This is a genomic window from Emcibacter sp. SYSU 3D8 (assembly GCF_039655875.1).
Classification (GTDB): domain Bacteria; phylum Pseudomonadota; class Alphaproteobacteria; order SMXS01; family SMXS01; genus RI-34.
This window is the reverse complement of record NZ_JBBYXK010000001.1, coordinates 689,296-714,849: the sequence shown is the minus strand read 5'-3', so window position 1 is coordinate 714,849 and position 25,554 is coordinate 689,296. Positions and strand designations below refer to the sequence as shown.

Genomic DNA, 25,554 nt, shown 5'->3' with positions numbered 1-25,554 from the left:
TGTTGTTTGGTGTCGCACCCGGTGTATGGTCGCGCGCGCAACCGAAAGGCCGATCATTGATCCCCTGGAAACACCTGGATACAGCAACCATCCCCGGCGGCGACGAGCTGCGCCTGAACCAGCGGGGCGCCGAGTTCTCGATCATGCTCGGCCGCATGGAGTTGATGAACAGCCGCCTGAGCGGGTCCGAGGAAGCGCTCGCCACCATGTCGGCGGCGCGCATCCGTTCGCGCGCCAGGCCGCGCGTCCTGATCGGCGGGCTGGGCATGGGGTTCACCCTGCGCGCGGCGCTGGCGAGTTTCGGCCCCGATGCGCGGATCGATGTGGCGGAACTGGTGCCGGAAGTGGTGGCATGGGCGAGGGGCCCGATGGAAGCGGTGTTCGGCACCTGCCTGGACGATCCAAGGGTGACCATTCATGTGGGCGACGTGGGTGCGCTGATGCGCGCGCAGCGGTCCGCCTGGGACGCCATTCTGCTCGACGTGGACAACGGCCCAACGGGCCTGACCCGCGAGTCGAACGACGATCTCTACGACATGGGCGGATTGAACTGGGCGCGGGCCGCCCTGCAGCCCGGCGGCGTGCTTGCCGTCTGGTCCGCCGGGCGCGACGCCAGGTTCAGCCAGCGCCTGCGCAAGACCGGGTTCGATGTCGAGGAGGTGATGGTCCGCGCCAGAGTCGGCAAGGGCGCGCGGCACACCATCTGGTTCGCGACGGCCTGACGTCTATTCCGCCGGCATTGCCGCGCCGCCGGGCGTGACCTTCGCGGCCGGTTCCGGCTTGCGCCGTGACAGCAGGGTGTAGAACGCCGGGACGATGAACAGGGTAAAGGCGGTGCCGAAGGTCATGCCGCCGACCAGCGCCCAGCCGATCTCGTGGCGGCTTTCGGAGCCTGCGCCGGTGGCGATGGCAAGCGGGACCGCGCCCAGCACCATGGCGCCCGTGGTCATCAGGATGGGGCGCAGCCGCAGCACCGCCGCCTCGATCACCGCCTCGACCTTGGGCTGGCCCTGCTCGATCTGCCGGTTGGCAAACTCGACGATCAGGATGCCGTGCTTGGTGATCAGCCCGATGAGGGCGATCAGGCCGATCTGACTGTAGACGTTGAGGGTGCCGCCGGTGAGCTTCATGGTGGCCAGCGCGCCGCCGATGGCCAGCGGCACGGTCAGCATGATGATCAGCGGGTCGATGAAACTCTCGAACTGGGCCGACAGGAACAGGTAGATGAAACCCAGCGCCAGCAGGAAGGTGATGGCCATGCTGGCGCCCGATTGCTTGAATTCCCGGGCGTTGCCCTTGTAGTCGATCTGCATGCCGGGCGCGACTTCACGGGTGGTTCTCTCCAGCACGTCCAGCGCATCGCCCAGATTGTAGTCCGGCGTCAGATTGGCTGTGATGGTCGAGGATCGCAGCTTGTTGAAGTGATTGAGCTCGCGCGGCGTGACCGATTCCGTCATGTCGACCAGGCTCTCCAGCGGGATCATCTGGCCGTCCTGGTTGCGCACGAAGATGGTCCGCAGGTGCTCGGGATTGCGCCGGTCGACGTCCTCGATCTTCAGCACGACGTCGTATTGCTTGTTGCCGCGCTTGAAATGGGTGACCTCGCGGCTGCCCAGCATGGTTTCCAGCGTCCGGCCCACATCGTCGACGCGCACGCCGGTGGCCGCCGCCTTGTTGCGGTTCACGTTGATTTTCAGCTCGGGCTTGTTGAGCTTCAGGTCATTACGCAGCGCCGAGAAGCCGGGAACCTTGGATGCCCGCTCCATGACCTTGTCGGCCACCGCATTGAGTTCCTCATAGCTGCCGGTGGTCTGGATCACGAAATCGATATTGGCGTCCTGGGGCGAGCTGCCGAACGAGCCCGGATTGTTCGGCAGGGCGATCACGCCCGGCACTGCCGCCATTTTGGGCGCCAGCTCCTTCTGGATCTCGAGCGAGCTGCGGCCACGATCCTTCCACGGTGTCAGCAGCACGAAGGAATAGCCCTGGTTGATGGTCGGGCGGCCCACCGCGGTATAGAAATTCGACTGGATGTCCGGGCTGCCGATGTAGAGCTTCTCGAGTTCGGCGGCGTATTTGTTCATGTATTCCGGCGTCGCGCCCTCGGGGCCGAGGAAATAGCCGACGAAGAAGCCGCGGTCCTCCTGCGGCGACAGCTCGTGCTTGAGCGTGGAATACAGGAACGCCGTGCCCGCGGCGATGCAGCCGGCCAGCAGGAAGATGGCATTACGCCGCTTCATGGCTGCCGTCAGCGCGCGGCGATAATTGGTGGTCAGGGCGCTGAACACCCGGTCGATACGGCGCGAAAGCCAGCCGCTTTCGCGCTCCTTCATGCTCAGCATCTTCGAGCACATCATGGGCGTGAGCGTCAGGGCGACGAAGCCCGAGATCAGTACCGCGCCGGCCAGGGTCAGCGCGAACTCGGTGAACAGCTTGCCGGTGCGGCCGGGCGTGAACGCCACGGGCGCGAACACGGCGACCAGGGTCAAGGTCATGGCAATGATGGCGAAGCCGATTTCCTTGCTGCCCTTCAGCGCCGCCTCGCGCCGGGGTTCGCCGTTCTCCATGTGCCGGTAGACGTTCTCCATCATGATGATGGCGTCGTCGACGACGAGGCCGATGGCAACCACGAGGGCGAGCAGGGTCAGCGAGTTGATGCTGAACCCGAAGGCGAAGATCAGGAAGAATCCGCCGGTCAGCGCGATCGGAATGGTCAGCAGCGGGATCAGGGTCGCACGCCAGGACCCGAGGAACAGGAAGATGACCGCCAGCACCAGCACGAAGGCCTCGATGATGGTGACGTAGACGGCGTCGATGGACGCCTTCACGTAGACGGACTTGTCCCAGTTGACCTCGCCGGTGATGCCGTCGGGCAGCGACTTCAGCAACTCGGGCAGGATGGCGTGGACCTCGTCGGCCACCGCCAGCGGATTGGCCTTGCCCTGCTTGACCACGCCCAGCGCGGTGGCGGGACGGCCGGAATAGCGGGCGATCTCGCGATTTTCCTCGGCACCCAGCTCGACCTTGGCCACGTCCTTGATGCGGACCAGGTAGCCGTCGGCGTCCTTGAGCACGATCTGCTCGAATTCCTTGGGCGTGTTGAGGTCGGTCTCGGCGAGCACGGTGAACTCGCGCTCGTTGCTCTCGATGCGGCCGGCCGGAATCTCCACGTTCTGCTGGCGCAGCGCGTCCTCGACGTCGGCGGGTGTCAGCCCATAGGCGGCGAGGCGGGTCCGGTCGAGCCAGATGCGCATGGCATAGTAGCGCGGAGCGTAATAGATCACCTTGGCGACGCCGGGCAGCACCTGCAGCCGGTCTTTTACCAGCCGGTCGGCCGCTTCAGTGACGACGAGCTGGTCGAATCTGTCGCTGTAGAACACCACCCAGATCAGCGCGCCGGCGTCGGCCTCGACCTTACCGATCACCGGCTCGTCGATGTCATTGGGCAGCTGGCCGCGGGCGCGGGAGACGCGGTCGCGCACGTCGCTGGCGGCGGCATCCTCGTCGCGGTCCAGCTTGAAGCGGATGGTGATCTCGCTTTTTTCCGCCCGGCTGATCGAACTGATGAAATCGATACCCTCGATGCCGGCCAGTTCTTCCTCGAGCGGAATGGTCACCTGGGATTCGATGACCTTGGCGCTGGCGCCGGGATAACGGGTCTCGACGCTGACCACGGGTTCGTCGATGTCGGGGTATTCGCGCACGGACAGGCGATCGAAGGCGATCAGCCCCAGCAGAACCACCAGCACATTGATCACGGTCGCAAAAACCGGCCGGCGGATGCTGAGTTCCGAAATATTCATGGTCAGTCCGCCGAGGCGCTCCTGACATTCACCGCCGCGCCGTCATGCAGCTTGAGCTGGCCGGCGGTCACCACCGTGTCCGCAGCGCCCAGGCCGGACACGATCTCGACCACGCCGTCGCGGCGGATGCCGGTCTTGACCTGGGTCATGGCGGCCTTGCCACCGGTCACCTTGTAGACGAAATGGTCGGTGCCCTGCGGGATAATGGCTTCTTCGGGAATCAGGATGGCGTTTTCGTGCCGTGCCAGGCCCAGCGAGGCGCGGGCGAACAGGCCAGGGCGCAGTGTCCGGCCGGAATTGTCGGCGCGGGCGCGGATCGCCAGGCTGCGGCCGTCGACATCGACCTGCGGATCGATGGCGTAGACCTCGGCCTTGAAGGTCTGGCCGGGCAGGGCGTCGAGCTGGAACGTCACGGTCTGGCCCATGGCGACGTGGGCGAGATAAATCTCCGGCACCCGGAACTCGAGCTTGATCGGGTCGATGACATCGAGCGTCACCAGATCCTGCCCGGGCGTGACGTAGTCGCCGACGGCCACCTTGCGCAGGCCGGCCACGCCGTCATAGGGCGCGGTGATCCGTGTCTTTGCCAGCCGCGCGCGGGCAAGGGCAAGGGTCGCTTCGTCCATGCGCATCTTCGACAGGTTTTCGTCGCGGGTCCGCTGCGAGGCGGCGCCCTTGGCGAGGAGTTCGGCGGTGCGATCGTTGTTTGCCCGGCTCAGGGTAAGGCTGGCTTGAGCCTGCGCCAATTCGGCCTCGTGGATCGAGCCGTCGAGGGCGACCAGCAGCTGTCCCTTGCGCACCGGCTGTCCTTCCTTGAAGCCGATGGCCGTCACCACGCCTGCCAGTTCGGGCCGCATGACGATCGAATCCTCTGATCGCAAGGTGCCGATGGCGTTGACCTCCTGCTGTACCGGCCGGACCTGGACCGGCGCCGCCTCGACGATGACCGTCCTGCCGGCGGCCGGAACCGCGCTGGCCGGGTCGCCGTCGCGCACCATGCCCCAATAGACGCCGGCGGCCACGACCAGCGCGGCAACGGCAGCGACGCCGATTTTCCTGATGTCCCGCATCCGTTCGCCGGTTGCCTTTCGTATCCCCAAGATCCGGCGGCCGCCATTAACCAGCACACGCGCAGATTTATTTCGAACTCTATGCCGTGCGGGGCGGTTTGTCACCTGCGGCGCAGGCATCTGGCGGCGCGACAGGCAAAAAAAAGGGGGCCTTGCGGCCCCCAGTTCTTCCACACGGGAGAGCTTGTCTAGAGGTCGAAACTCAGTTCCAGGCCCCAGTGGCGGCGCTGGTTCGGTACGCGGAACTCGAACAGCCCGCCCACATTGGTCGTGGCCTGATTGTAGAGTTCGTTGGTGATGTTCTTGACGAAGAACGACACCCGGTAACGGTTCTGCATCTCGCGGAAACCGATCGATGCGTTGATGATCCAGTTGGCCTGGCGGTAGTGGTCGAGGAACGTGCCGTTGAACTGGTGCACGCCGTCCAGCTCGGCCGCGGTCGAGGCCGAGATGAATTGCCTGGTGCGGTACAGCGCATCGGCGGCGAAGGTCAGCGTGCCGAGATTGCCAACCGGCACATCGTAGCTGGCGCCGAAGGACAACGTCCACTTGGAGGTGCGCGGCCCCGGGACCAGATTGGAATTGTCGGTTGGCACCAGCCAGCCGAGGAACTGGCCGATCTCGTTGTACACGGCTTCCGCGTCGGCGCACTGCTCGAGGAAATCGAAGGGCGGCGGCGGCGGATTGTTGGGATCGGTGCCGCTGAAGCCGTCACCGTCGGTGCAGTACCCCTTCTGGTTGGTATCGAGGAAGCCGATGGAGCCGAAGATATTGAGGCCCTCGACCGGGATGGTCGACCATTCGACCTCGAAGCCGCGATTGGTCACGGAACCGATATTGGCGACGACGGTCTCCTGGCCGCCAGCGCCTTGCGACGGACGGATGAAGCCCTGCTGCAGGCCATTGGTGATGGTCCAGAAGCCGTTGAGGTTGAGCTGCAGCCGGTTGTCGAACCATTCCGACTTCATGCCGACCTCGAAATTATCGGCGCGTTCGGGATTGAACGGTCCGATGGTGGTGGGCGTGGTGGCGCGTCCGTTGAAGCCGCCGGACCGGAAGCCGCGACTCCAGGTTGCGAAGGTCATCAGGTCGTCGTTGAATTCGTATTTGATACCCACCCTCGGGCTGAAATTGCTCCACGACGCCTTGCCCTGCAGGCGGTTGTTACAGAAGATCTGGCCATCGGCCGGGTTGCCGGTCATCACCGGACGGCATCCGCCCTCCAGGCCGCCACTGGCGTCGAAGCCGTAGGCGGGGGCCAACGCCAGGCGCGGTGTGCCGGCACCGGCGATCAGGAAGGTCGGCTGGGTCAGGTCCGGCGTCCATGTCGGCACGTTGTTGCAGCCCGAGGCATCGTGGACAAAGTCGGCGGTCGGATCGCCGGCGCCGACGCCACAATGCTCGAAAGTCTTCGATTCATGGGTGTAGCGGACGCCTGCGGTGAGGGTCAGCTTGTCGGTCACATGCCAGTTGCCGGTGACGTAAGCGGCGTAGGACTCGTTGACCTGGTTGCTCCAACCGCCCTGGCTGTTGGAGTCCGGGTGGGTGAATGTGGTGCCCGAGAACGGCCCAAACAGGATGTTGGGCTCGAACAGCGTCCCGTAGGACTGCTGCAGCATGGTGTATTCCTGCTTGAAGTAGTAGAGACCGGCAACGAAGTCGAAAACCTCGGAAAAGTCCGACGCGAAGCGCAGCTCGTGGGTGGTCTGGAAATGCTCCTGGTCGCGCGTTCCAGCGAACATGTCCATGGCCGAGGTCTCGATGATGAAGCGGATGCTTTCCTCGACAGAGCGGTAATTGCCCACATAGGAGATCGTGCCGATGTCGGGGATGATGTAATTCATCTCGCCGGTGATTCCCCAGATGTCGTTGTTGGCGAAGTTGCCGCGCTCCTCTTCGTTATAGAAGGTGTATTCCTCCTTCACGGTAACGTCTTCGATGGGCTTGCCGCACAGCGCGTCGGCCTGGGCGGCAGAGGTCAGGACGTCCTTGCCCTGAACCACGTTGGCGAACAGGAACTCGCCCAGAATGACCAGGTCGTTGGCCGCGTTGGGGCCGAAACCGCCGTCGCCGAGCGCCTGGAGCGTGCTCTGACGGCAGTAATTGTGCGACTGGGTCGGGTAGGAATCATCGCGGATACGGCTGTATTCGCCGCGAACGATGACTTCCAGGTTGTCGTTGGGGGTGAACCGGATCGACGGGTTGAAGGTCAGGCGGTCGTTCGCGCCGCGCTTCTCGTTGTTGAACGAGTTGAGCCAGAAGCCGTCGAAATTCGTGGACTTGGCGGCGACTCGGACGGCGGCCTTGCCCTCGACGAGCGGCACATTGACCACGCCCTTGACGTCCATGCGGCCGAACTGGCCCACCAGCACCGAACCGGAGATGCTGGCGTCTTCGGTGTCGGGCTTGTTGTGCTCGACGACGACGGCGCCGGCCACCGTGTTGTGGCCAAACTCGGTGCCTTGCGGCCCGCGCAGGATCTGGACCTGCGACACGTCCAGGAAATCCGAGAGGGCGGTGGAGACGCGCGCCTGATAGACGCCGTCGATGAAGATCGACACTTTCGGGTCGGAGGCGGATTCGATGTCGGCCGTGCCTTGTCCCCGGATATAGAACGAGGCCGAATTCTGGAAGATGCCGACCGGTTCAAGCGACACGTTTGGCGCGAACTGGGTGACGTCGCGTAGATCCTGCGCAAAGGACTGCTGTAGTTGCTCGCCGGTGACCGCGGTCATGGACACCGGTATTTCCTGAACGTCCTGCTGACCCTGCTTGGTGGTGACGACGACCTGTTCGATGACTGAGCGGCCGCTCGATGCCGGGGCGGGATCCGGCGTATTCTGGGCAAAGGCGCTGCCGGCGCTTAGGGCGATGCCGGAGACGGCAAGTAATGTAGGCGAAATCCAAAGCGTCTTGAGCAAGCCATGATCGATGGCCATGAGACTTTTTCCTCCCCTGTTGACAGACAATACTCTCCCGGTCTCCCGGAACACATCGGGAGCCGTAATTTCATACAAGTGCGAGCTGAACCCTTCCCCGTTTCAGCTGCGTATTACCACCCCGTAACATCACCCAAAATGAGACGGATGTGAATGCCTAATATTCAGGCAGCAATACTGACCTTACCTGGAGGTAATATCCGGCCACAAAAAAAAGGGGGAGCCCGAAGGCTCCCCCACTGTCTGAATCGACCTGGTGTTTAGAAGTCGAATGCGACCTTTACACCGTAGGTGCGCGGGTTGTTGTCCTGAATGAAGTTGAACAGGGCGGCCACCGCAGTCAGCGACTGCATGTAGTGGACGTTGCCGATGTTCTTCATGAACAGGGAAACCCGGTACCGATCCTCGATCTCACGCCAGGTGATGCTGGCATTGAAGATGTGAGCGCTGCTGCGGATCGGGGTAACCAGCACGCCGTTGTAGTTGAGGAGACCGGTGGTCACGCCGGCCGGAACGCCGTTCGAGGCCTGGTTGTTCTTCGACTGGTAGCGCCAGTCCGCGGCGAACTCGATGGTGCCCGCATTGCCGACCGGAACCTCGTAGGCGAAGCCGGCGGCCAGCGTCCACTTCGGCGCACGCGTAAGCGGGACGAGCACCTGGGTGGGGTAGATGTAGAAGGTCGTGCCATTGTCGATATACGAGAAGGCATTGTCAGGATCGCACGAACCTGACGCGGGTCCCGGATCGACCGTGGTCGGACCATCGATGTCCGTGCAGAAGTCGCGGCTGCTCTTCAGCCAGCCCAAGGATCCCCAAATCGTCAGGCCATCCGCCGGAAGCGTCGTGACTTCCAGTTCGATGCCTTTGGACTTGGCGTTCGCCGCGTTGTCGGTGACGGTCTCCTGGCCGCCGCCCGAACCGGACGACTGACGAATGATGGAAACCTGCTGATCCTTGTAGTCGATGTAGAAGCCCGTCAGATTGACGCGCAAGCGGTTGTCGAGGCCATCCCACTTGGCGCCGATTTCATAGGAATCGGCGGTTTCTTCGTTGTAGGGCTGGCAAGTGAAGGTCGAGCCGCAGCGGCCGTTGAAGCCGCCCGACCGGAAGCCACGCGTCCAGCTGCCATAGAGGAACAGGCTGTCGTTGACTTCCCAGCTCAGGCCGACCTTGGGGCTGATATTGCTCCAGTTGTTCTTGCGGCCGGCTGCGGTATCGATATCCACATCGCTGTCAAAGTAGTTGCCGACCAGCGGATTCAGGTTGCACTCGCGGTTGACGCCATCGTTCACCGGCGACGGCGCGCAGGTCTCGATGTTTTTCTTTTCGTCGTTGTAGCGCAGGCCGGCGGTCAGGGTGATGCCGTTCCAGATATGCCAGTTGGCGTTGACGAAAGCGGCCCAGGCGGTGTTGTCCTGGATCGTCTCGCCGAAGCCTGAGGCATTCGGGTTCAGCGCATCAAGCGCCGCGCCCGGATTGGGAGCGCCGGTCAGACGGCCGCCAATGGCCGAGCCAAGCGCCGCGCCGAAGCCCGGATCGAACAGCCACCCGTAGGTGTCCTGCCACATCGTGTACTTCTGGTGGAAATAGTAGAAGCCCGCGACGAAGTCGATCGTGTCCGAGAAGTTGGACGAAAAGCGGAATTCGTGGCTGGTCTGGTAGTGCCACTGCTCGCGCTGGGTCATGAAGATCGGCAGATCGGTCGTGTCGAAGTCGTTGAAGACGTTCTCGTGCACGTCGCGATAATTGCCGACATAGGTGAACGTGCCGACATCGGGCAGATCATAGGTGATTTCGCCGGTGATGCCCCAGATGTCGAAGTCGGAGCCGCGGCCGCTGGTGTTGTCGGCATGGACGATGAAATCGTTCTTGCCGCGTTCCTGGGCGCAGACCTTGTCGATCTCGGCCTGGCCGCCATAGGCCCAGGCGATCAGCGGCACTGTCTGCGTATTGTTGCCGGGAACCGAGCCGTAATTGTCGGCGGCGAATGGGTTGAACACGCCGTTGGAGCCGCCGCAGGCGCTGTAAGGCGTATTGCCCCATGAATCGTCGCGCTCGCGAACGATTTCGCCGCGGATCACGATGTCCAGATTGTCGTTGGGCGTGAAGCGGATCGACGGCAGGATGGTGATACGGTCGGTGCTGCCGTAATTGGTGCCATCCGTGGCATTCTTGTAGAAGCCGTCATTATTGGTCGACTTCGCGGCAATGCGCAGCGCGGCCTTGTCGGCGACCAGCGGGACATTGATCATGGCCGACACGTCGATGGTGCCGTAATTGCCAGCGGTGATCTCGCCCTTCATGTCGAACTCGGTGGGGTCGGGCTTGCCATGGCTGACCAGCACGGCGCCGACAATGGTGTTGCGCCCGAACAGCGTGCCCTGGGGGCCGCGCAGGATTTCGACGGTGGTGATGTCGAGGAGATCGCTCAAAGCCGTCGAGCTACGCGCCTGATAGACGCCGTCGATGAAGACGCCGACGCCCGGATCGGTGGCGGATTCGATGTCCGCGCTGCCGAAGCCGCGAATGAAGAAGGCGGATGCGTTCTGAAACGCGCCGACTGCTTCAAGATTGACGTTCGGCGCCGCGGCTGTCAGGTCGCGAAGATCGGTCGCGAATGTGCGCTCGAGCTGCGCGCCGGAAACCGACGTGGTCGCGACCGGCGTTGTCTGGGCCGACGTCTCGGTACGGGTCGCCTGGGTGACGACCGTATCCAGCTGGGTCCTGGGACCAGTGCGGCCGGCGTCGTCGACCGCTGCCGGCGCGTCCTGCGCGGCTGCGAAGCTGGCGGAAAGCGCCACGACGGAAACCGTCGCAAGCGCAATCGGCCATTTCGGCGCGATCAAAAATCTGGATTGCTTCATGTGTTACTCCCCTGAACGATCAAAATCGTGCGGTTTTGGGTGCCCGCTGGAAACAGCGGGGCTGGTTAGTGCCGGCGGCCTGCGGATGTAGCATGTGTTCCCCCGTGGACCGCCCCATCAGCTTGAAACTGCTGATATGCAAGGGCCTCGCGCTGTTTCCGCGCGGTAATAGGTAACGCCAGCCGCGCCCGCCAACGCAATTGAAAAAAGCAGCGAAGGTGACGGGATTGGCATTTCGATTCTGGGTGTGTCTAAAAAATCACATAATCTGTGGCCTGTGGCCATTTTGCATGCATGGGTGACTTTTCCTGGTGCGCCGCATGAGGGCCCGCAGGCAAAAAAAATCGGGGAGCCCGCAGGCTCCCCGACCGGTCGTCGTCGCTGATCAAGGATCAGAAATCGAGCGAGACCTCGACGCCCCAATGACGCGGCTCGTTCACCTGCATGAAGTTGAACAGGGCCGCGACTGCGGTGATCGACTGGATGTAGTGCTCGTTGGTGATGTTCTTCATGAACACCGACACACGGTAGCGGTTGTCGATCTCGTTGAAGGTCACGCTGGCGTTGAAGACGTGCGCCTTGTCGCGCCACGGCGTGATCAGGGTGCCGTCGTAGTTCATGATGCCGGCCGTGCTTCCCGGGGGAATGCCCGCGGCGGTCTGGACCGAACGCGACGTGTAGCGCCAGTCGGCGGCGAATTCGAGGAAGCCCATGTCGGCAACCGGGACTTCGTAGGAGACACCGGCCGACAGCGTCCACTTCGGCGCGCGCGGCAGCGGCAGGCCCGAGGCATCGACCGGATAGTAGCCATAGCCGCCATTCGGGAAGTTGGCGTTGGCGACCTCGATCTCGTCGGCGGGGTTGCACGAGGCGCCCGGCGCGCCGGGGAACGCACCGATGCCGTCGACGTCGGCGCAGAACTGGGTCCGCTTGGCGTCGAGGAAGCCCAGGGCCCCCCACAATTTGAGGCCTTCGGTCGGCACTGCCGTCACTTCCAGCTCGATACCCTTGGCGCGGGCCTGGCCGGCGTTGGCCGTGACCGTCTCGTTGCCGCCACCCGAGGCTGCCGGCGACTGGCGGATCAGCGTCACCTGCTGGTTCTGGTACTCGAGCCAGAAGCCGGTCAGGTTGATGCGCAGTTCCTCCAGCGGATCCCACTTCATGCCGATTTCATAGGAGTCGGCGGTTTCCGGGTCGAACGGCGCGCATGAGAACGGCGTGCCGCAACGGCCGTTGAAGCCGCCCGAGCGGAAGCCGCGCGTCCAGCTGGCGTAGAGGAACATGTCGTCCGTGGTCTGCCAGTTGAGGCCGACCTTCGGGCTGACATTGCTCCAGTTGTTGTCGCCGGCGGCCAGCGAGATGTCGCTGTTGTAGTAGGTGGAGCCCGGCAGGTTCGGCGTGGTGTTGCAGGCCCGGTTGGCGCGGTCGTTGATCGCCGACGGCGCGCAGGTCTCGAAGTTCTTCGTCTCTTCCGTGTAGCGCAGGCCGGCCACCAGGGTCAGGTTGTCGGTGAAGTGCCAGTTGGCGTTGACGAAAGCCGCCCAGGACGTGTTGCTCTGGGTGGTGGCGCCGAAGCCGCCGGCGCTGGCGTTCAGGTCGGTGAGCTGAAGCCCCTGCGCGCCGGTGATGGCGTTGACGAAGGCGGTGGAGAAATTGGAGTCGAACAGCCAGCCGTAGGTGTCCTGCTCCATGTAGTACTTCTGCTTGAAGTAGTAGAGGCCGGCAACGAAGTCGAACGTGTCCGAGAATTCCGACGCGAAGCGCAGTTCGTGGCTGGTCTGCCAGTGATCCTGCTGGCGGCGGGTCATGTAGATCGGCAGGTCGGTGGCGTCGAAGTCGTTGTAGACGTCTTCCTGCGCGTCGCGGTAGCCGGCCACATAGGTCAACGTGCCGACATCCGGGATGGTGTAGTTGAATTCACCGGTCAGGCCCCAGATGTCGAAATTCGAGCCGCGGCCGTTGGTGTTGTCGTGCTGGACGGTGTAGGCGTCCTTGCCCGGCTGCTTGCCGCAGGCGTCGGTCAGGCCCTGGGCGCCCTTCACCAAGTAGTTGATGCGCGGCACCATCTGGAATGCCGCCGTGTCTGGAATTGACGGATCGGCTGCTGTGCCCGGGCACTGGCTGTACTGGACGTTGGCGTAGCTGTCGTCACGGATGCGGCCGATTTCGCCGCGGATGGTGGCATCCCAGCTCTCGCCTTCCACGCGGAAGCTCGGCAGGATGGTGATCCGGTCGTTGGTGCCGTAATGGGTGTGGTCGGTCTCGTTGGTATAGAAGCCGTCGAAGTTGGTAGACTTCACCGCGAGCCGCATGGCGGCGACGCCTTCGACCAGCGGCACGTTGATCACACCCTTGACGTCCAGGCGGCCATAATTGCCCGCCAGGACCGAGGCCTTCATGTCGAAATCGTTGACGTCGGGCTTGTTGTGGTTGAGCAGCACGGCGCCGACGATGGTGTTGCGGCCGAACAGGGTTCCCTGGGGACCGCGCAGCACTTCGACCGCCTCGACGTCGAGCATGTCCGACAGGCCGGTGGACGTCCGGGCTTGGTAGATGCCGTCGACGAAGATGCCGACGCCCGGATCGGTCGCGGATTCGATGTCGGTGCTGCCGAAGCCGCGGATGAAGAAGGCCGAGGCGTTCTGGAAGGCGCCGACCGGTTCCATCATGACGTTCGGCGTGTTCTTGCTCAGATCACGCAGATCCTGCGCGAACGACCGCTGCAGCGTCTCGCCCGAGATCGACGTGACCGCGACGGGGGTCGACTGGATATTGGTCTCGATCTTCTGCGCCTGGGTGGTGATCGTCTCGATGGTCGAGGAGGGCCGGTAGCCGGCGTCGGCCGGCGGGCTGGTGTTGTCCTGAGCGAAGGCCGCGCTTGTCGCCAATGCGACGGTCGAGACGGCCAGCAGCACGGCCGGACCTCTCAAGCGTGACCGGGAGTCGGTTGTTTTCATGGGGAACCCCTTCGGATTGGCCCGGCATTCACTGTCCCTGTCGGACCGGCGTGGACATACGGAGACCACCCCGGTGACCGCATGGCAGCAGCCGGGCGCATTGTTTCGGTAGTGACTTGCAAGTAGCTGATATGTAACCGGCTTTTACCGTGTTACCCGCGTCGGATTAAAGAAGTTGCATTTGTCGCGCAACCCCAAAGTGCCGGCATTCGGGCGCTTCTTTCGCTGGTGTTGCGCCATGGCAACATACGCGTCACGCTTGACGCCGCCAGACGCCGCAAGCGAAACATCGCCTGGCCATAGAGAGGATTTGGATATGTCATTCTGCGAAGGTGTCTGGCAGCAGGCGTTACCGCTGCGCCGGGCGATTCTCGATCTGCCGTTCAACCGCGATCTCGCGGCGGGCACGCTGCCGCGCGAGACGTTCCAGTTCTATATGCTGCAGGACAGCCTCTACCTCGACGGCTACTCGCGGGCCCTGTCGCTGCTGGCGGCGCGCGCCCCGGAAACCGACATGATGCTGGAGTTCGCCCAGGCGGCGCAGGTGGCATTGGTGGTCGAGCGCTCGCTCCATGAGAGCGTCTTCAAGGAATACGGGCTTGACCGCTCGGTGATCGACGCGGCCGAGCCGTCGCCGACCTGTCTCGGTTACATCAATTTCCTCATCGCCGCTGCACATCAGGCAAGTTTCGAAGAAGCTGTCGCCGCCGTGTTGCCCTGCTTCTGGGTCTATGAGGAGGTGGGCAACACGGTCCACGACCGCGCCACGCCGGACAATCCCTACCGGGCCTGGATCGATGCCTATGCCAGCGAGGAATTCGCGGCGGCGGTCAGGCGGGTCATCGACATTACCGACAGGCTGGCACTGCATGCGTCGCCGAAGGCCGTCGCCGGGATGACCCAGGCGTTCATCCGTTCGGTGCAGTATGAGTGGATGTTCTGGGACAGCGCCTATACCCGCCAGACCTGGCCGGTATGAGACGGACCGGGCGGTAACGCCGCCTCGACATCGACCTGCACCCCTGCTTTAATCGCGGCAAATGGGAGATTTGGCATGAGCTACGACATCAAGATCGTTGGCGGCACTATCGTGGATGGCACCGGCGCGCCGCGTTACCGGGGCGACGTGGGAATCAGGGATGGGCAAGTCGTTGCGCTGGGCGATGCGCCCGAGGACGGCCGCATGGTGGTCGACGCCACCGGCAAGATGGTTTGCCCCGGCTTTGTCGACATCCATACCCATTACGATGCCCAGGTGTTGTGGGACCGCATGCTGACCATCTCGCCCTGGCACGGTGTCACCACCGCCGTGGTCGGCAATTGCGGCTTCGGTATCGCGCCCACCCGGCCGGACCATCGCCGGCTGATCCTCCAGACTCTGGAGAATGTTGAGGGCATGTCGCTTGACGCGCTCGAGAAGGGCTTGGGCGACGACTGGGGTTTCGAGACCTTTCCCGAATATCTCGACGCCCTCGAGCGCCACGGCATGGCCATCAATATGGGCGTGCTGCTCGGTCATACGCCGCTGCGCATGTATGTGATGGGCGAGGATGCCGTCGAGCGCGCCGCGACACCCGAGGAAGTGGCGCAGATGCGCGAGCTTGTCCGCGAGGGGCTGGAAGCCGGCGCGGTGGGGTTCTCGACATCCAAGGCGATCACCCATTGGGGCTATAACGGCAAACCCGTGCCCAGCCGGCTGGCCGAAATCGACGAGATCGAGGAACTGGCAAGCCCGGTGGGCGATGTGGGCGGCATGCTTCAGGTCAATGTGGGGCCCGGCTTTTACCTCAAGGAACTGGCGCCCATTGCCCGGCGCACCGGCCGGCAGATCAGCTGGACCGCCATGCTGACCGGGCTGTTTGGCCCCGGCGGCCACCGCAAGCAGCTGGATCGCACCGCCGAGTTGGCCGAGGAAGGTCTCCGGATCGTGCCCCAGGTGGCGTGCCGGCCGCTCAATTTCGAATTCCAGTTCGAGGCGCCGTTCCCGTTCGAGGCCATGCCCATGTTCTCCGAACTGGGTGCAGGCACCCGCGCGGCGCGGCTGGCGAAATACGCCGATCCGGCGTGGCGCCAGCAGGTGCGTGACACCCTGATCCCGGTGCTTGTCGGCTGGGCGGACCGTACCACCATCGCCGTCTATCCGCCCGAACCGGCGCTGGAGGAGCGCAACCTGGCCGAGGTCGCCCGCGAGCTCGGCGCAGACCCGACGGATCTGGCATTCGATATGGCGCTGAAGACCGATCTCAAGGCCCGCTTCCGCACCGCCGTGCTGAACACCGACGAGGACGCCATCGGCGAGATGCTGCTCGATCCCAATACGGTGCTGGGCCTGTCCGACGCCGGCGCTCATGCCAGCCAGCTCTGCGACGCCTGCTTCTCGACCCATCTGCTCAGCCACTGGGTGCGCGAGAAGGGCGTGCTGACCATCGAACAGGGGGTGCGGGCGCTGACGTCCCGTCCGGCCGAGGTATTCGGCATCGACGACCGCGGCCGGCTCGAGATCGGACTGCCCGCCGATGTGGTGGTTTTCGACCCGTCGACCATTGCCGCGGCGCCGATCAAGCGCGTCCATGATCTGCCCGGCGGGGCCGACCGTCTGCAATCGGACGCTGTAGGCATCGACGCGGTTATCGTCAACGGGACCATGTTGCGGCGGAACGGCATCGACCAGGTCGATCCGGCGGGGGCGTTGCCGGGGCGCCTGCTGCGCCGGGGACGTGTGCCGCAAGCGGGCCGGCTGGCGGCGGAATAGAGAGGCCCAAGTCAAGCCGGTCATGTACGGCCGGCCGGGGCGAAGACGACCTGCATCCTGCGGTTGAATTCTTCACGTCTGCTTGTTGTTCCACGCAGCGTATGAGAGTACCGTTGCCTGTATTGGGGCTATCAGGGGGGTGGGGGCGTCACCGCGCGCAGGAAAGGCTTCCGGTTCGGCGAGTGGGGCCCTTTGTGGGGCTATGATTCGATCTCTGGACACTGCCGGCGGGGCTATTCCTGACCCGATTACGCGGCGCACTCGGCTGGCGCATCAGCGGCCGGGCGAGCGCCGGTGACATTTTCCCGGCAGTTGATGCTGGCCATGGTTGTGCTCGTGGCCGCGACGGCGCTCATCGTCAGTGCCTTCATCTATCGTGATCTCGACGAATCCGTTGTGCCCGTCGAAATGCGCCGGCTGGAAACGTCTACCGGGCTGCTCGCGAACCGGCTCGACGCCTATGCCCTCAGCGCCCGCGCCGATACGCTGGTGCTGCGCGGCGCCGCTGGTGTGGACGGCGTCATGCGCGGCCGCCTGGCGGGCGGACGCGATCCTGAAACCGGCATCGCCGAGGAGGCCTGGAAGGATCAGGTGGCGGAACTGTTCGAGTCGATGGCCAGGTCCAAGCCGAATTACGTGAAGATACGCCTGATCGGAGTTGCGGACGGCGGCAGGGAAATCATCCGGGTCGACCGGCTGGGCGACGGCGGCGCCGTCCGGCGCGTACCCGAGGAAGAACTGCAGCGCAAGGGCGGTCGACCGTTCGTGCCCGATACGTTGGCGCTGCCGGATGGCCAGGTTTATGTGTCACGTGTCGACCTCAACCACGAGGGCGGCTCCGTTGCCATGCCCGTCATGCCGGTCCTGCGCACGGGTACGCCGATCTTCACGCCGGCCGGCAGGCCGTTCGGACTTATCCTGATCAATCTGGACATGCGCTCGGCGTTCGCCGACCTGCGGGCGTCGATGACCGATGGCGCCAGATTGTTCGTGGTCAACGAGGATGGCGATTATCTGATTCACACCGATCGCCGGCGCGAATTCGGTTTCGAATTCGGCCGCCGCTTCCGGATACAGAGCGACATGCCTGGAATCCGGGCCGGCTCCGGCGCAGGAAGCCAGAAGACCAGCCTGGGCGGTGAGCCATATGCCGTGGCCCACGTCGCCACGCGGCTGGCCGGGGGACCGTCACTCACCGTGATCAAGGCGGTGCCTTATGAACAGATCGTCAGCGCCATGGCGCCGATCCGCCAGTCGGCGCTGGTCGCCGGTGCGCTGGCCACGGCGCTGGCCGTGATCGTGGCCATCGGGCTGGCTCGCTCCCTGGCGCAGCCGGTGCGGCGCATGACCGACGCTGTCAACAGCCTCCGTTCCGGCGGGACCGGTCAGCTTCCGGTCGATGCGCCCGGAGAGGTCGGTGTGCTGGCGCGCGCGTTCCAGCATTACGCGCAGCGCGAGAGCATGTTCGCGGCCGCGCTCGAATCCTCGGAAGACGCCGTGATCGCGACGACGCCCGAGGGTATCGTCACCGGCTGGAATCCGGCTGCCGAGGCGCTCTACGGCTATACGGCCGAGGAGGTGCTCGGCAAGTCTTCCCGAATGCTTGTGGCCGAGGACAGGCAGGGGGACTACCGGGAAAATCTCGAGATAATCGCCAGTGGCGGCGGCTTCCACGATGTGGAAGTCGTTCATTTGGCCAAGGACGGCCGGCGGCTGCTGCTGGAGGCACGGGTCTCGCCGGTGCGCGGTCCGACCGGTGACCTGATCGGCGCAGTCGCCATGCTGTCGGACGTATCCGAGAAGCGGCAGCTGCAGGCCAAGTTCCAGATGGCGTTCGAGGCGTCGCCCAGCGGCATGATCATGATCGACGAGAGCGGCACGATCATGCTGTCGAATTCTCAGATCGCACGCAATTTCGGCTATGAAGCCGACGAACTGATCGGCCAGCGCATCGAAGTGCTGGTGCCGGACAGGGTTCGTGCCGGGCACCCGGAGCATGTGAGGTCATTTCTCGCCGATCCTTCGGCACGGCCCATCGGCGTTGATCGGGAACTGCGCGGAAGGCGCAAGGACGGCAGCGAGTTCGCGGTCGAGATCAATCTGGCGCCGATCCGCACGGAAACCGGTCTGCTGGTGCTCGCGGCGGTTCTCGATGTCAGCGAGCGCAACAGGGCCGCGGCGGCGTTGCTGGCCAAGACGCGGGATCTCGAGCGGTCGAATGCCGAGCTAGAGCAGTTTGCCTATGTCGCCTCCCACGATCTGCGCGAGCCGCTGCGCATGGTTGCCAGCTATACGGAACTGCTGGCCGAACGCTATGGCGGCAAGCTGGACGAGCGGGCCGACAAATATGTCGGTTACATCGTCGACGGCGCCCGGCGCATGCAGCGGCTGGTCAGCGACCTGCTGGCCCTGTCGCGCGTCGGCACCCAGGGCAAACCGCTGGAGCCGGTCGATTCGGCCAAGGTTGTCAAAAACGTGATCCGCGCCATGACGCCGACGATCCGCGAGAGCAATGCCCAGGTAACGGCAGGAATACTGCCGGTTGTAGCGGCGGACGAGGTTCAACTGGGCCAGCTGTTCCAGAACCTTATCGGCAACGCGATCAAGTTTCGCGCGCCAGACCGTTCTCCTTCGATCATAATTGATGCTACACGGTCAGACGGCGCCTGGCTGTTCGCCGTGCGGGATAATGGGATCGGCATCGAAAATCAGTATTCGGAGCGTATATTCCAGATGTTCCAGCGGCTCCATGGCCGGGATGAATACGAAGGCAACGGAATAGGCCTGGCGATTGCAAAGAAGATTGTCGAACGCCACGGCGGCGCTATTTGGTTGTCATCGACTGTCGGGGAAGGGACGGTGTTCTATTTCTCCCTGCCGATTGCAGAAGAACGAGGTATTGCATGAAGCCTATCCAGGTGTTGCTTGTCGAGGACAACGAGGCGGATGTGGAGCTGACCCGGGAGACTTTCCTGAGTAGCCGGCTCAACGTCGAGTTGTCCGTGGCGCAGGACGGGGTGGAGGCCATCGATATGCTTACCGGACGCACGAGCACGCGGCGGCACGTTCTGCCGGATCTGATCCTGCTCGACCTGAACCTACCCAAGATCGATGGCCGGCAGGTCTTGTCGAAAATCAAGCACGACCGTGACCTGAAACAAATTCCTGTCGTGGTTCTGACCTCGTCGGACGCGGAATCCGATGTGGTGACCAGCTACCAACTTGGTGCAAACTGTTTCATTACAAAGCCGGATGATTTCCGCAAATACCAGGATGTCGTGCAGGCCCTCGAGGGGTTTTGGTTCGCCGTCGCGACGCTGCCGAAAGTTACAGTCGACACTGCCGGATAGCATTTTTGGACGCCTGATTTACGTGGGAGGTGGGGGTATTTATGGTCAAGAAGGAGCAGTTCCGGCTTCTGCTCGTTGAAGATAATCCGGGCGACGCCGACCTTGCGGCCGAGCGTCTGTCGGAGATGCCGGATCACGACATTACGGTCGTCGACCGCCTCACACGAGCGATCGAAGTGCTGGAGGAAACCCGCATCGACGCGGTCATCCTCGACCTGAACCTGCCGGATTCGACGGGGATCGAAACCTTCCGCCAGCTGCGACGGGTCAGCGAGTCCGTGGCGATCGTCGTCTATTCCGGTGACAACGATCCCAAGTTGCGTCTGCAGGCACTGGCCGAGGGCGCGCTGGATTACGTGGAGAAGAACGCGCCCAGCTACGGCGTGCAGGTGCGCGGCCTGCTCTATTCCATCGAGCGCTACAAGGCCCAGACCACGCAGCGCCAGATTGAATCGATCATCTCCGCCAATCCGGACGCGGTGATTGTCACCGACACCGAACAACTCGTGCAGTTTGCCAACAATGCCGCCCTGGAGTTGTTCGGCAAAACCGAAGACGAACTGATTGGAAAATCGCTGGATTTTCCGCTGCGTCAGGACGAGGTCACCGAGATAGAGGTCGTGCGCCTCGGCGCCAAACGGCGGGCGGAAGTGCGGGTCGCGCGCATCGACTGGCAGGCAAGGCCCGCTTTGCTTGCCTCGATCCGCGACATGACCGACAGGCGCCTGATGGAGGAGAAGCTCTTCCAGTCGCAGAAGATGGAGGCAGTGGGCCAACTTACCGGCGGCGTTGCCCATGATATCAACAACCTGTTGCAGGTGATCATCGGCAATGCCGAAGTGTTGATCGGTCACGAAACCGATGAAGAAGTCCGCAACAATGCCCGCTACATCCTGCTGGCGGCCGAACGCGGCGCCGAGTTGACCCGACGCCTGCTGATCTTCGCCCGTCGCCAGACGCTGAGCACCAAACCCGTGGATGTGGGCCAGTTGCTGCGCCGTATCGAAGGGCTGGCGCGCCGGACCCTGGGCGAGAACATCGAGGTTTCGACAACCATCGAGCCCAACCTTCCCATGGCGACGGCCGACGAGGCACAACTCGAGAGCGGTATTCTCAACCTGTGCCTGAATGCCCGCGACGCCATGCCGGAGGGAGGGCATCTGACCATCGATGCACGGTCCGAGAGTGTCGCCACCGCGCACGGCGATGGCAACGGCGACAACCTGACGCCAGGCCAGTATGTCTGCATTTCCGTTGCCGATACCGGCACCGGCATGCCTCCCGACGTGGTGCAGCGCGCTTTCGAGCCATTCTTCACCACGAAGTCTCAGGGCAAGGGCACCGGCCTTGGCCTCAGCATGATCTACGGATTGATGAAGCAGCTTGGCGGCGGCGCGCGGATCGCCTCGACGGTCAATCAGGGCACGACCTTGACGCTCCACCTGCCTGCGGCGATCCAGCGCGAGGTGGCCGCCGAGCCTGAACGGGTCAGGCCGAAATTTCGCGGCGGCAGCGAACGCATCCTGTTCGTCGAGGACAACGACCTTGTCCGCTCGTCGGTCGAGGCCTTGCTCAAGCGTCTCGGGTACAAGGTGGTTCCGGTCGTCGATGCGCACGAGGCGCTGGAGACGCTGAACCACGACCACGCATTCGATCTGCTGTTCACCGACATGGTGCTGCCCGGTGGCCTTAACGGACGCAAGCTGGCCAATGAGGTCAAGGAACGTTGGCCTGAAATCCAGGTGCTGTTCAGCTCGGGCTACACCGATCTGGAGGCGCTGCAGGTGGACGTCGGCGAGGAGCCGCTCGATCTGCTGCCCAAGCCCTACCGGCAGGAGGAACTGGCCGAGCGCATTCGCACCATTCTCGACCGCAAGGCTGGCAAGGCACGCTGACGGGCCAGCTGTCCCAGCGGACCTATTCCCCGGTGGGCGCCCGGCGCGGCTGGTAGTCCCGTGCCGGTTCGAACACGATCAGCGCATTACCGTCCATGTGGCCGCCGAGCAAGCTGCCCGACGTCACGAACAGCCTGCCATAGGCGGCCGTAGGCCCGCCGCCATGCATGGAGCCACCGCGAACCGATCCACCGTTCGGGGTCGGTTGCTCGGCTGTCGTGTCGAACGACCAGATGATCTCACCGCTCGCGGCGTCATAGGCGCGCAGCTGACCGTCCTGTCCGCCGGCCAGAACCGCACCGGGGAGGGCGGTGACGGCCGCGATCAGCGCTCCGCCGCAACCGGGCTTGTGCTCTGGCTGGCAGGCGTCGGGCGTGGGTGCGAACCAGTGCTGTCCGCCGGTTACCGCATCGAGCGCGAGCAGGCCCGTGCGCGTCGGCGCGTAGAGCATGGTGCCGTCCGCTGCCATGCCACCGCGCACGCCGCCCACGTTCCGCCGCCACACCGCTGCGCCAGTCAGGGCGTCGAGCGCCAGGATATGGCCCGATATCTGCGCTGCGAGAACCAAATCCCTGCCGCCGGGCAGCGCGACCAGCATCGGCGGCGCGGCGAAATCGGCGCCGGTGCCGCTCGGGGCGGGGCAGTTGGTCTTGTCCTTGCTCAGGCACGACATGGTCCAGGCGTCTCCCGGCACGGCCTGATGCCGCCACAGCTGTTTGCCGCTGTCCAGGTCGAGTGCGATGACCGAGTCGGTGGATTCGGCGGCAGGTGATGTATAGCCGGCGCCGGTCGCCACATAGAGCCGCCTGCGCGCGGGGTCGAGCGCCGGACTGCCCCGGATCGCTGCGCCGGCGGGTTGCCAGAGCGGGGTGCCGGCCGCGTTGGTGTCACCGGTAAGCCGCGGCTCGCTGGTGATCGGCCAGCTGGTCCAGATGCGGTTGCCCGTCGCGGCGTCGAGCGCCACGACACTGCCGCGGAAGGTGCAGCATTCATAGTCGGGATCGGCTGCCGCCACCTGCTCGGTCGAGGCAACCGGCACATAGAGCCGGCCGTCGTGGAGCACGGGTGTGCCGGTAATGGCGGCGCTGGCATGATCGTCGGCGCTGACCTTCCAGACGAGTACGCCGGTCGCGGCGTCAAGCCGGTAGGCGTTGCCGGCGGCGTCGCCAAAATAGAGCGCCGGTTGTGCCGTCGGGTCGCCCGGCTGCCAGGGGCTGACCACGGCGGCGGCACGTATCTCGGCGTCCGCCCTGAAGGTCCAGCGCACACAGCCGCCGGCCTCGTCGAGGGCAAACAGCGTGCCGTCCTCGCTGCCGGTGAACACCGCGCCGCCTGCGATCGCTGGCTGGGCAAGCACGCGCGTCGCCCCCGGGAAAGCGAATGCCCATTTGACCTCAAGGCGCGGCAGCTCCGCCGCGCCCAGGCGCGCCACAGCGCCGGTCAGGCGGGTGTTCGAGAAATCCAGCCCGACGCCCGTGCCAAGCGGCGGCCGGTCGACGTCGATACGGTTCTGCCACGCTTCGCACGCCAGGGGCGGCGGTTCGCTCGCGGGCAACCCCAGTTCCTTGCCGGCCAGGAACTCGGCCAGCGATGCGCGCTGGGCTAAAGACAGCCCGGCGGCCTGCCGTGCCATGATTCCGTCCATGGCGGTCATGATCGCTTCGGGCCGCATGAGGCGGAACCGGTCGCCGTAGGCTGCGGCTGCCTTGGCGCCGTCGTGGCATGACGCGCAACGCTGTTTGTAGAGCGCTGCCGCAGAGGGCGGGGACGGCGGCGCCTCCGGCGCGGGCGCGTCTGAATCGCCGCATGCGGCCAGCAGCAGCGCCAGCACCATCCAGCGTCGCCCGAACGCCATCCTCAGTCCTCCTGCATGAAAAGAGGGGGGATGCTGGCATCCCCCCTCCATCATATCAACGATGTTGGACGCTCACCTCTCGAGCAGGTCGCGGATGACGACCTCGATCTTGTCCGGGGTGGGCAGGTAGAGGGCCTCCAGCGTCGGCGATGCGGGCACCGGCGTATGCGGCGCGGTCACCTTCTTGATCGGCGCGTCGAGATGATCGAACGCTTCCGAGGCGACGATGCTGGAAATCTCCGAGGCCACCGAGCACATCGGGTTGGCCTCGTCGACGACGACCAGCCGGCCGGTCTTCCGGACGCTTTCGAGAATCGTGTTGGAGTCGAGCGGCGATGTGGTGCGGATGTCGATCACCTCGATGCTGATGCCATCCTGCTTCAGCCGGTCGGCCACCTCGTTGCAGAACTTCACCATGCGCGAGATGCCGACCAGCGTCAGGTCGCTGCCCTTGCGGGTAATGGCGGCCTGGCCGAACGGTATGGCATAGGGCTCGTCCGGCACTTCGCAGCTGTCGCCCAGCAGGCTCTTGTGCTCGCAGAAGATCACCGGATCATCGTCACGGATCGCCTGGATCAGCAGGCCCTTGGCGTCGTAGGCATTGGACGGCACGATCACCTTCAGGCCGGGGATCATGGTCAGCATGGGATAGATCGCCTGGCTGTGCTGCGGCCCGGCGCCCATGCCCGCGCCGATCATGGTCCGTACGACCAGCGGCGTGCGCGCCTTGCCGCCGAACATGTAGCGGAACTTGGCGGCCTGGTTGTAGATCTGGTCCAGGCAGACGCCGATGAAGTCGGCGAACATCAGCTCTGCCACCGGCCGCATGCCGGTGAGCGCCGCGCCCGCCGCCATGCCGATGATGGCGGATTCCGTGATCGGCGTGTCGATCACCCGGTCGCGGCCGAATTTGGTGGCCAGGCCCGCGGTGATGCCCATGACGCCGCCCGCGGCTTCCGCGCCGCCGGCCGAGCCGCCGGCGCCGCCGGCCACGTCCTCACCGATGATGATGACGCGGTCATTGGCTTCCATTTCCTGGCGCAGCGCCTCGTTGATCGCCTCGCGATAGGTCTTGATTGGCATATCGTGTCTCCCGCGATCAGTTGTACGAGACGTAAACGTCTTTGTAGAGCGACTCCGGATCGGGCTGCGGATCGGCCTTGGCTTCGGCTACCGCGTCCTCGATCAGCTGCATCACTTCCACGTCGATGGCGTTCATCTCGGCCTGATCGAGCAGGGCAGCCTGGGTTACCCGCTCGCTGAAATGCTTCAGGCAGTCGTGGTTTTCGCGCAACTCCTTGGTCTCGCCCGGCGCGCGGTAACGTTGCGGATCGCCGGCGAAATGGCCCCAGAAGCGGTAGGCCTTGGCCTCGATGGCGCTCGGTCCGCCGCCATTGCGGGCGCGTTCGATGGCCTCGCGGGCCGCTTCATGCACGGCGAAGAAGTCGGCGCCGTCCACGGTCACGGCCGGAATGTTGTAGGCCTTGGCGCGCGCCTCGATGCTGCCCGCCGTGGCATAGGACGCGGCGGTGAACTCGGCATAGCCGTTGTTCTCGAACATGAACACCATGGGCAGCTTGAGCACGGCCGCCATGTTCATGGATTCCGCCACCGTGCCCTGATTGGCCGCGCCGTCGCCGATGAAGGGGACGGCGACGCCGCCGGTCTTCAGCAGTTTGGCGCTCAGCGCGGCGCCCAGCGCCAGGGGCGGCGCGCCGCCGACGATGGCGTTCGCGCCCAGCATGCCCTTGTCCAGGTCGGCGATGTGCATGGAACCGCCCTTGCCGCCACAGACACCGTTCTTCTTGCAGTAGATTTCCTTCATCATGGCCTTCACATCGACGCCCTTGGCGATGCAGTGGCCATGGCCGCGATGGGTGGAGCCGATATAGTCGCGGTCATCGTCGAGCTGTTCGCAGATGCCGACGGCAATGGCCTCCTGCCCGGAGTACAGGTGCAGGAACCCCGGCACCGAGCCCGAGAGGAACTCCACATGCAGGCGCTCCTCGAACTCGCGGATGGTCCGCATGCGGCGGTAAGCATTCAAGAGTTGGTCGCGGCTCAGCTGC

General features: G+C 64.3%; 14 protein-coding genes. 6 read left to right on the top strand and 8 right to left on the bottom strand.

Going from position 1 to position 25,554, the window contains the following annotated elements; all coding sequences use genetic code 11:
* The first annotated feature begins 56 nt into the window (after positions 1–56).
* Entirely contained in the window at positions 57–722 is a 666-nt protein-coding gene (locus tag WJU21_RS03415; RefSeq protein WP_346321971.1) for a hypothetical protein, read from the top strand.
* 3 nt (positions 723–725) lie between these two features.
* Here the strand turns inward: WJU21_RS03415 and WJU21_RS03410 are convergent, their stop codons facing one another.
* The 5 genes from WJU21_RS03410 to WJU21_RS03390 form a co-directional block, all read right to left on the bottom strand.
* Positions 726–3,803, bottom strand: coding sequence for an efflux RND transporter permease subunit (locus WJU21_RS03410; RefSeq protein WP_346321970.1), 3,078 nt, complete (start codon positions 3,801–3,803; stop codon positions 726–728).
* A 2-nt stretch (positions 3,804–3,805) separates the two neighbouring features.
* Positions 3,806–4,873 carry an efflux RND transporter periplasmic adaptor subunit gene (locus tag WJU21_RS03405; protein WP_346321969.1) on the bottom strand — a complete coding sequence of 356 codons (1,068 nt, stop codon included), beginning with the start codon at positions 4,871–4,873 and terminating at the stop codon, positions 3,806–3,808.
* 188 nt (positions 4,874–5,061) lie between these two features.
* Complete coding sequence (locus tag WJU21_RS03400) at positions 5,062–7,812, bottom strand: TonB-dependent receptor (protein WP_346321968.1); 2,751 nt, start codon at positions 7,810–7,812, stop codon at positions 5,062–5,064.
* 260 nt (positions 7,813–8,072) lie between these two features.
* Complete coding sequence (locus WJU21_RS03395) at positions 8,073–10,676, bottom strand: TonB-dependent receptor (RefSeq protein WP_346321967.1); 2,604 nt, start codon at positions 10,674–10,676, stop codon at positions 8,073–8,075.
* A 392-nt stretch (positions 10,677–11,068) separates the two neighbouring features.
* Complete coding sequence (locus WJU21_RS03390; RefSeq protein WP_346321966.1) at positions 11,069–13,633, bottom strand: TonB-dependent receptor; 2,565 nt, start codon at positions 13,631–13,633, stop codon at positions 11,069–11,071.
* Positions 13,634–13,949: 316 nt separating this feature from the next.
* On the opposite strand from WJU21_RS03390, the gene tenA reads away from it, so the two are divergent.
* From tenA to WJU21_RS03365, 5 genes are all read left to right on the top strand, one after another.
* Positions 13,950–14,612, top strand: a complete 663-nt coding sequence (tenA, locus tag WJU21_RS03385; RefSeq protein WP_346321965.1) for a thiaminase II — start codon at positions 13,950–13,952, stop codon at positions 14,610–14,612.
* Positions 14,613–14,687: 75 nt separating this feature from the next.
* Positions 14,688–16,385 (top strand): amidohydrolase family protein, encoded by a 1,698-nt coding sequence (locus WJU21_RS03380; RefSeq protein ID WP_346321964.1) that lies wholly within the window; start codon positions 14,688–14,690, stop codon positions 16,383–16,385.
* 294 nt (positions 16,386–16,679) lie between these two features.
* Positions 16,680–19,292 (top strand): PAS domain S-box protein, encoded by a 2,613-nt coding sequence (locus tag WJU21_RS03375; RefSeq protein WP_346321963.1) that lies wholly within the window; start codon positions 16,680–16,682, stop codon positions 19,290–19,292.
* Entirely contained in the window at positions 19,289–19,735 is a 447-nt protein-coding gene (locus WJU21_RS03370; RefSeq protein WP_346321962.1) for a response regulator, read from the top strand. Before WJU21_RS03375 ends, WJU21_RS03370 begins: the two co-directional genes overlap by 4 nt.
* A 41-nt stretch (positions 19,736–19,776) precedes the next feature.
* A complete protein-coding gene (locus WJU21_RS03365; RefSeq protein ID WP_346321961.1) occupies positions 19,777–21,630 on the top strand; it encodes a response regulator in 1,854 nt (617 codons plus the stop codon).
* A 22-nt stretch (positions 21,631–21,652) separates the two neighbouring features.
* Here WJU21_RS03365 and WJU21_RS03360 read toward each other — a convergent pair whose 3' ends face one another.
* The 3 genes from WJU21_RS03360 to WJU21_RS03350 form a co-directional block, all read right to left on the bottom strand.
* A complete protein-coding gene (locus WJU21_RS03360; protein WP_346321960.1) occupies positions 21,653–23,485 on the bottom strand; it encodes a PQQ-binding-like beta-propeller repeat protein in 1,833 nt (610 codons plus the stop codon).
* Positions 23,486–23,557: 72 nt separating this feature from the next.
* On the bottom strand, positions 23,558–24,568 hold the full coding sequence (locus WJU21_RS03355) for an alpha-ketoacid dehydrogenase subunit beta (protein WP_346321959.1): 1,011 nt from the start codon (positions 24,566–24,568) through the stop codon (positions 23,558–23,560).
* Between the two features lie 16 nt (positions 24,569–24,584).
* The gene (locus WJU21_RS03350; protein WP_346322446.1) at positions 24,585–25,514 is read right to left on the bottom strand and encodes a thiamine pyrophosphate-dependent dehydrogenase E1 component subunit alpha; all 930 of its coding nucleotides are present in this window, start codon (positions 25,512–25,514) and stop codon (positions 24,585–24,587) included.
* Between the last annotated feature and the right edge of the window lie 40 nt (positions 25,515–25,554).

Bases quoted from the DNA above. Each gene is read 5' to 3' on its own strand.
- WJU21_RS03410 (WP_346321970.1), bottom strand. From the start codon at position 3,803: ATGAATATTTCGGAACTCAGCATCCGCCGGCCGGTTTTTGCGACCGTG.
- WJU21_RS03405 (WP_346321969.1), bottom strand. From the start codon at position 4,873: ATGCGGGACATCAGGAAAATCGGCGTCGCTGCCGTTGCCGCGCTGGTC.
- WJU21_RS03400 (WP_346321968.1), bottom strand. From the start codon at position 7,812: ATGGCCATCGATCATGGCTTGCTCAAGACGCTTTGGATTTCGCCTACA.
- WJU21_RS03395 (WP_346321967.1), bottom strand. From the start codon at position 10,676: ATGAAGCAATCCAGATTTTTGATCGCGCCGAAATGGCCGATTGCGCTT.
- WJU21_RS03390 (WP_346321966.1), bottom strand. From the start codon at position 13,633: ATGAAAACAACCGACTCCCGGTCACGCTTGAGAGGTCCGGCCGTGCTG.
- tenA (WP_346321965.1), top strand. From the start codon at position 13,950: ATGTCATTCTGCGAAGGTGTCTGGCAGCAGGCGTTACCGCTGCGCCGG.
- WJU21_RS03380 (WP_346321964.1), top strand. From the start codon at position 14,688: ATGAGCTACGACATCAAGATCGTTGGCGGCACTATCGTGGATGGCACC.
- WJU21_RS03370 (WP_346321962.1), top strand. From the start codon at position 19,289: ATGAAGCCTATCCAGGTGTTGCTTGTCGAGGACAACGAGGCGGATGTG.
- WJU21_RS03365 (WP_346321961.1), top strand. From the start codon at position 19,777: ATGGTCAAGAAGGAGCAGTTCCGGCTTCTGCTCGTTGAAGATAATCCG.
- WJU21_RS03360 (WP_346321960.1), bottom strand. From the start codon at position 23,485: ATGGCGTTCGGGCGACGCTGGATGGTGCTGGCGCTGCTGCTGGCCGCA.
- WJU21_RS03355 (WP_346321959.1), bottom strand. From the start codon at position 24,568: ATGCCAATCAAGACCTATCGCGAGGCGATCAACGAGGCGCTGCGCCAG.
- WJU21_RS03350 (WP_346322446.1), bottom strand. From the start codon at position 25,514: ATGCGGACCATCCGCGAGTTCGAGGAGCGCCTGCATGTGGAGTTCCTC.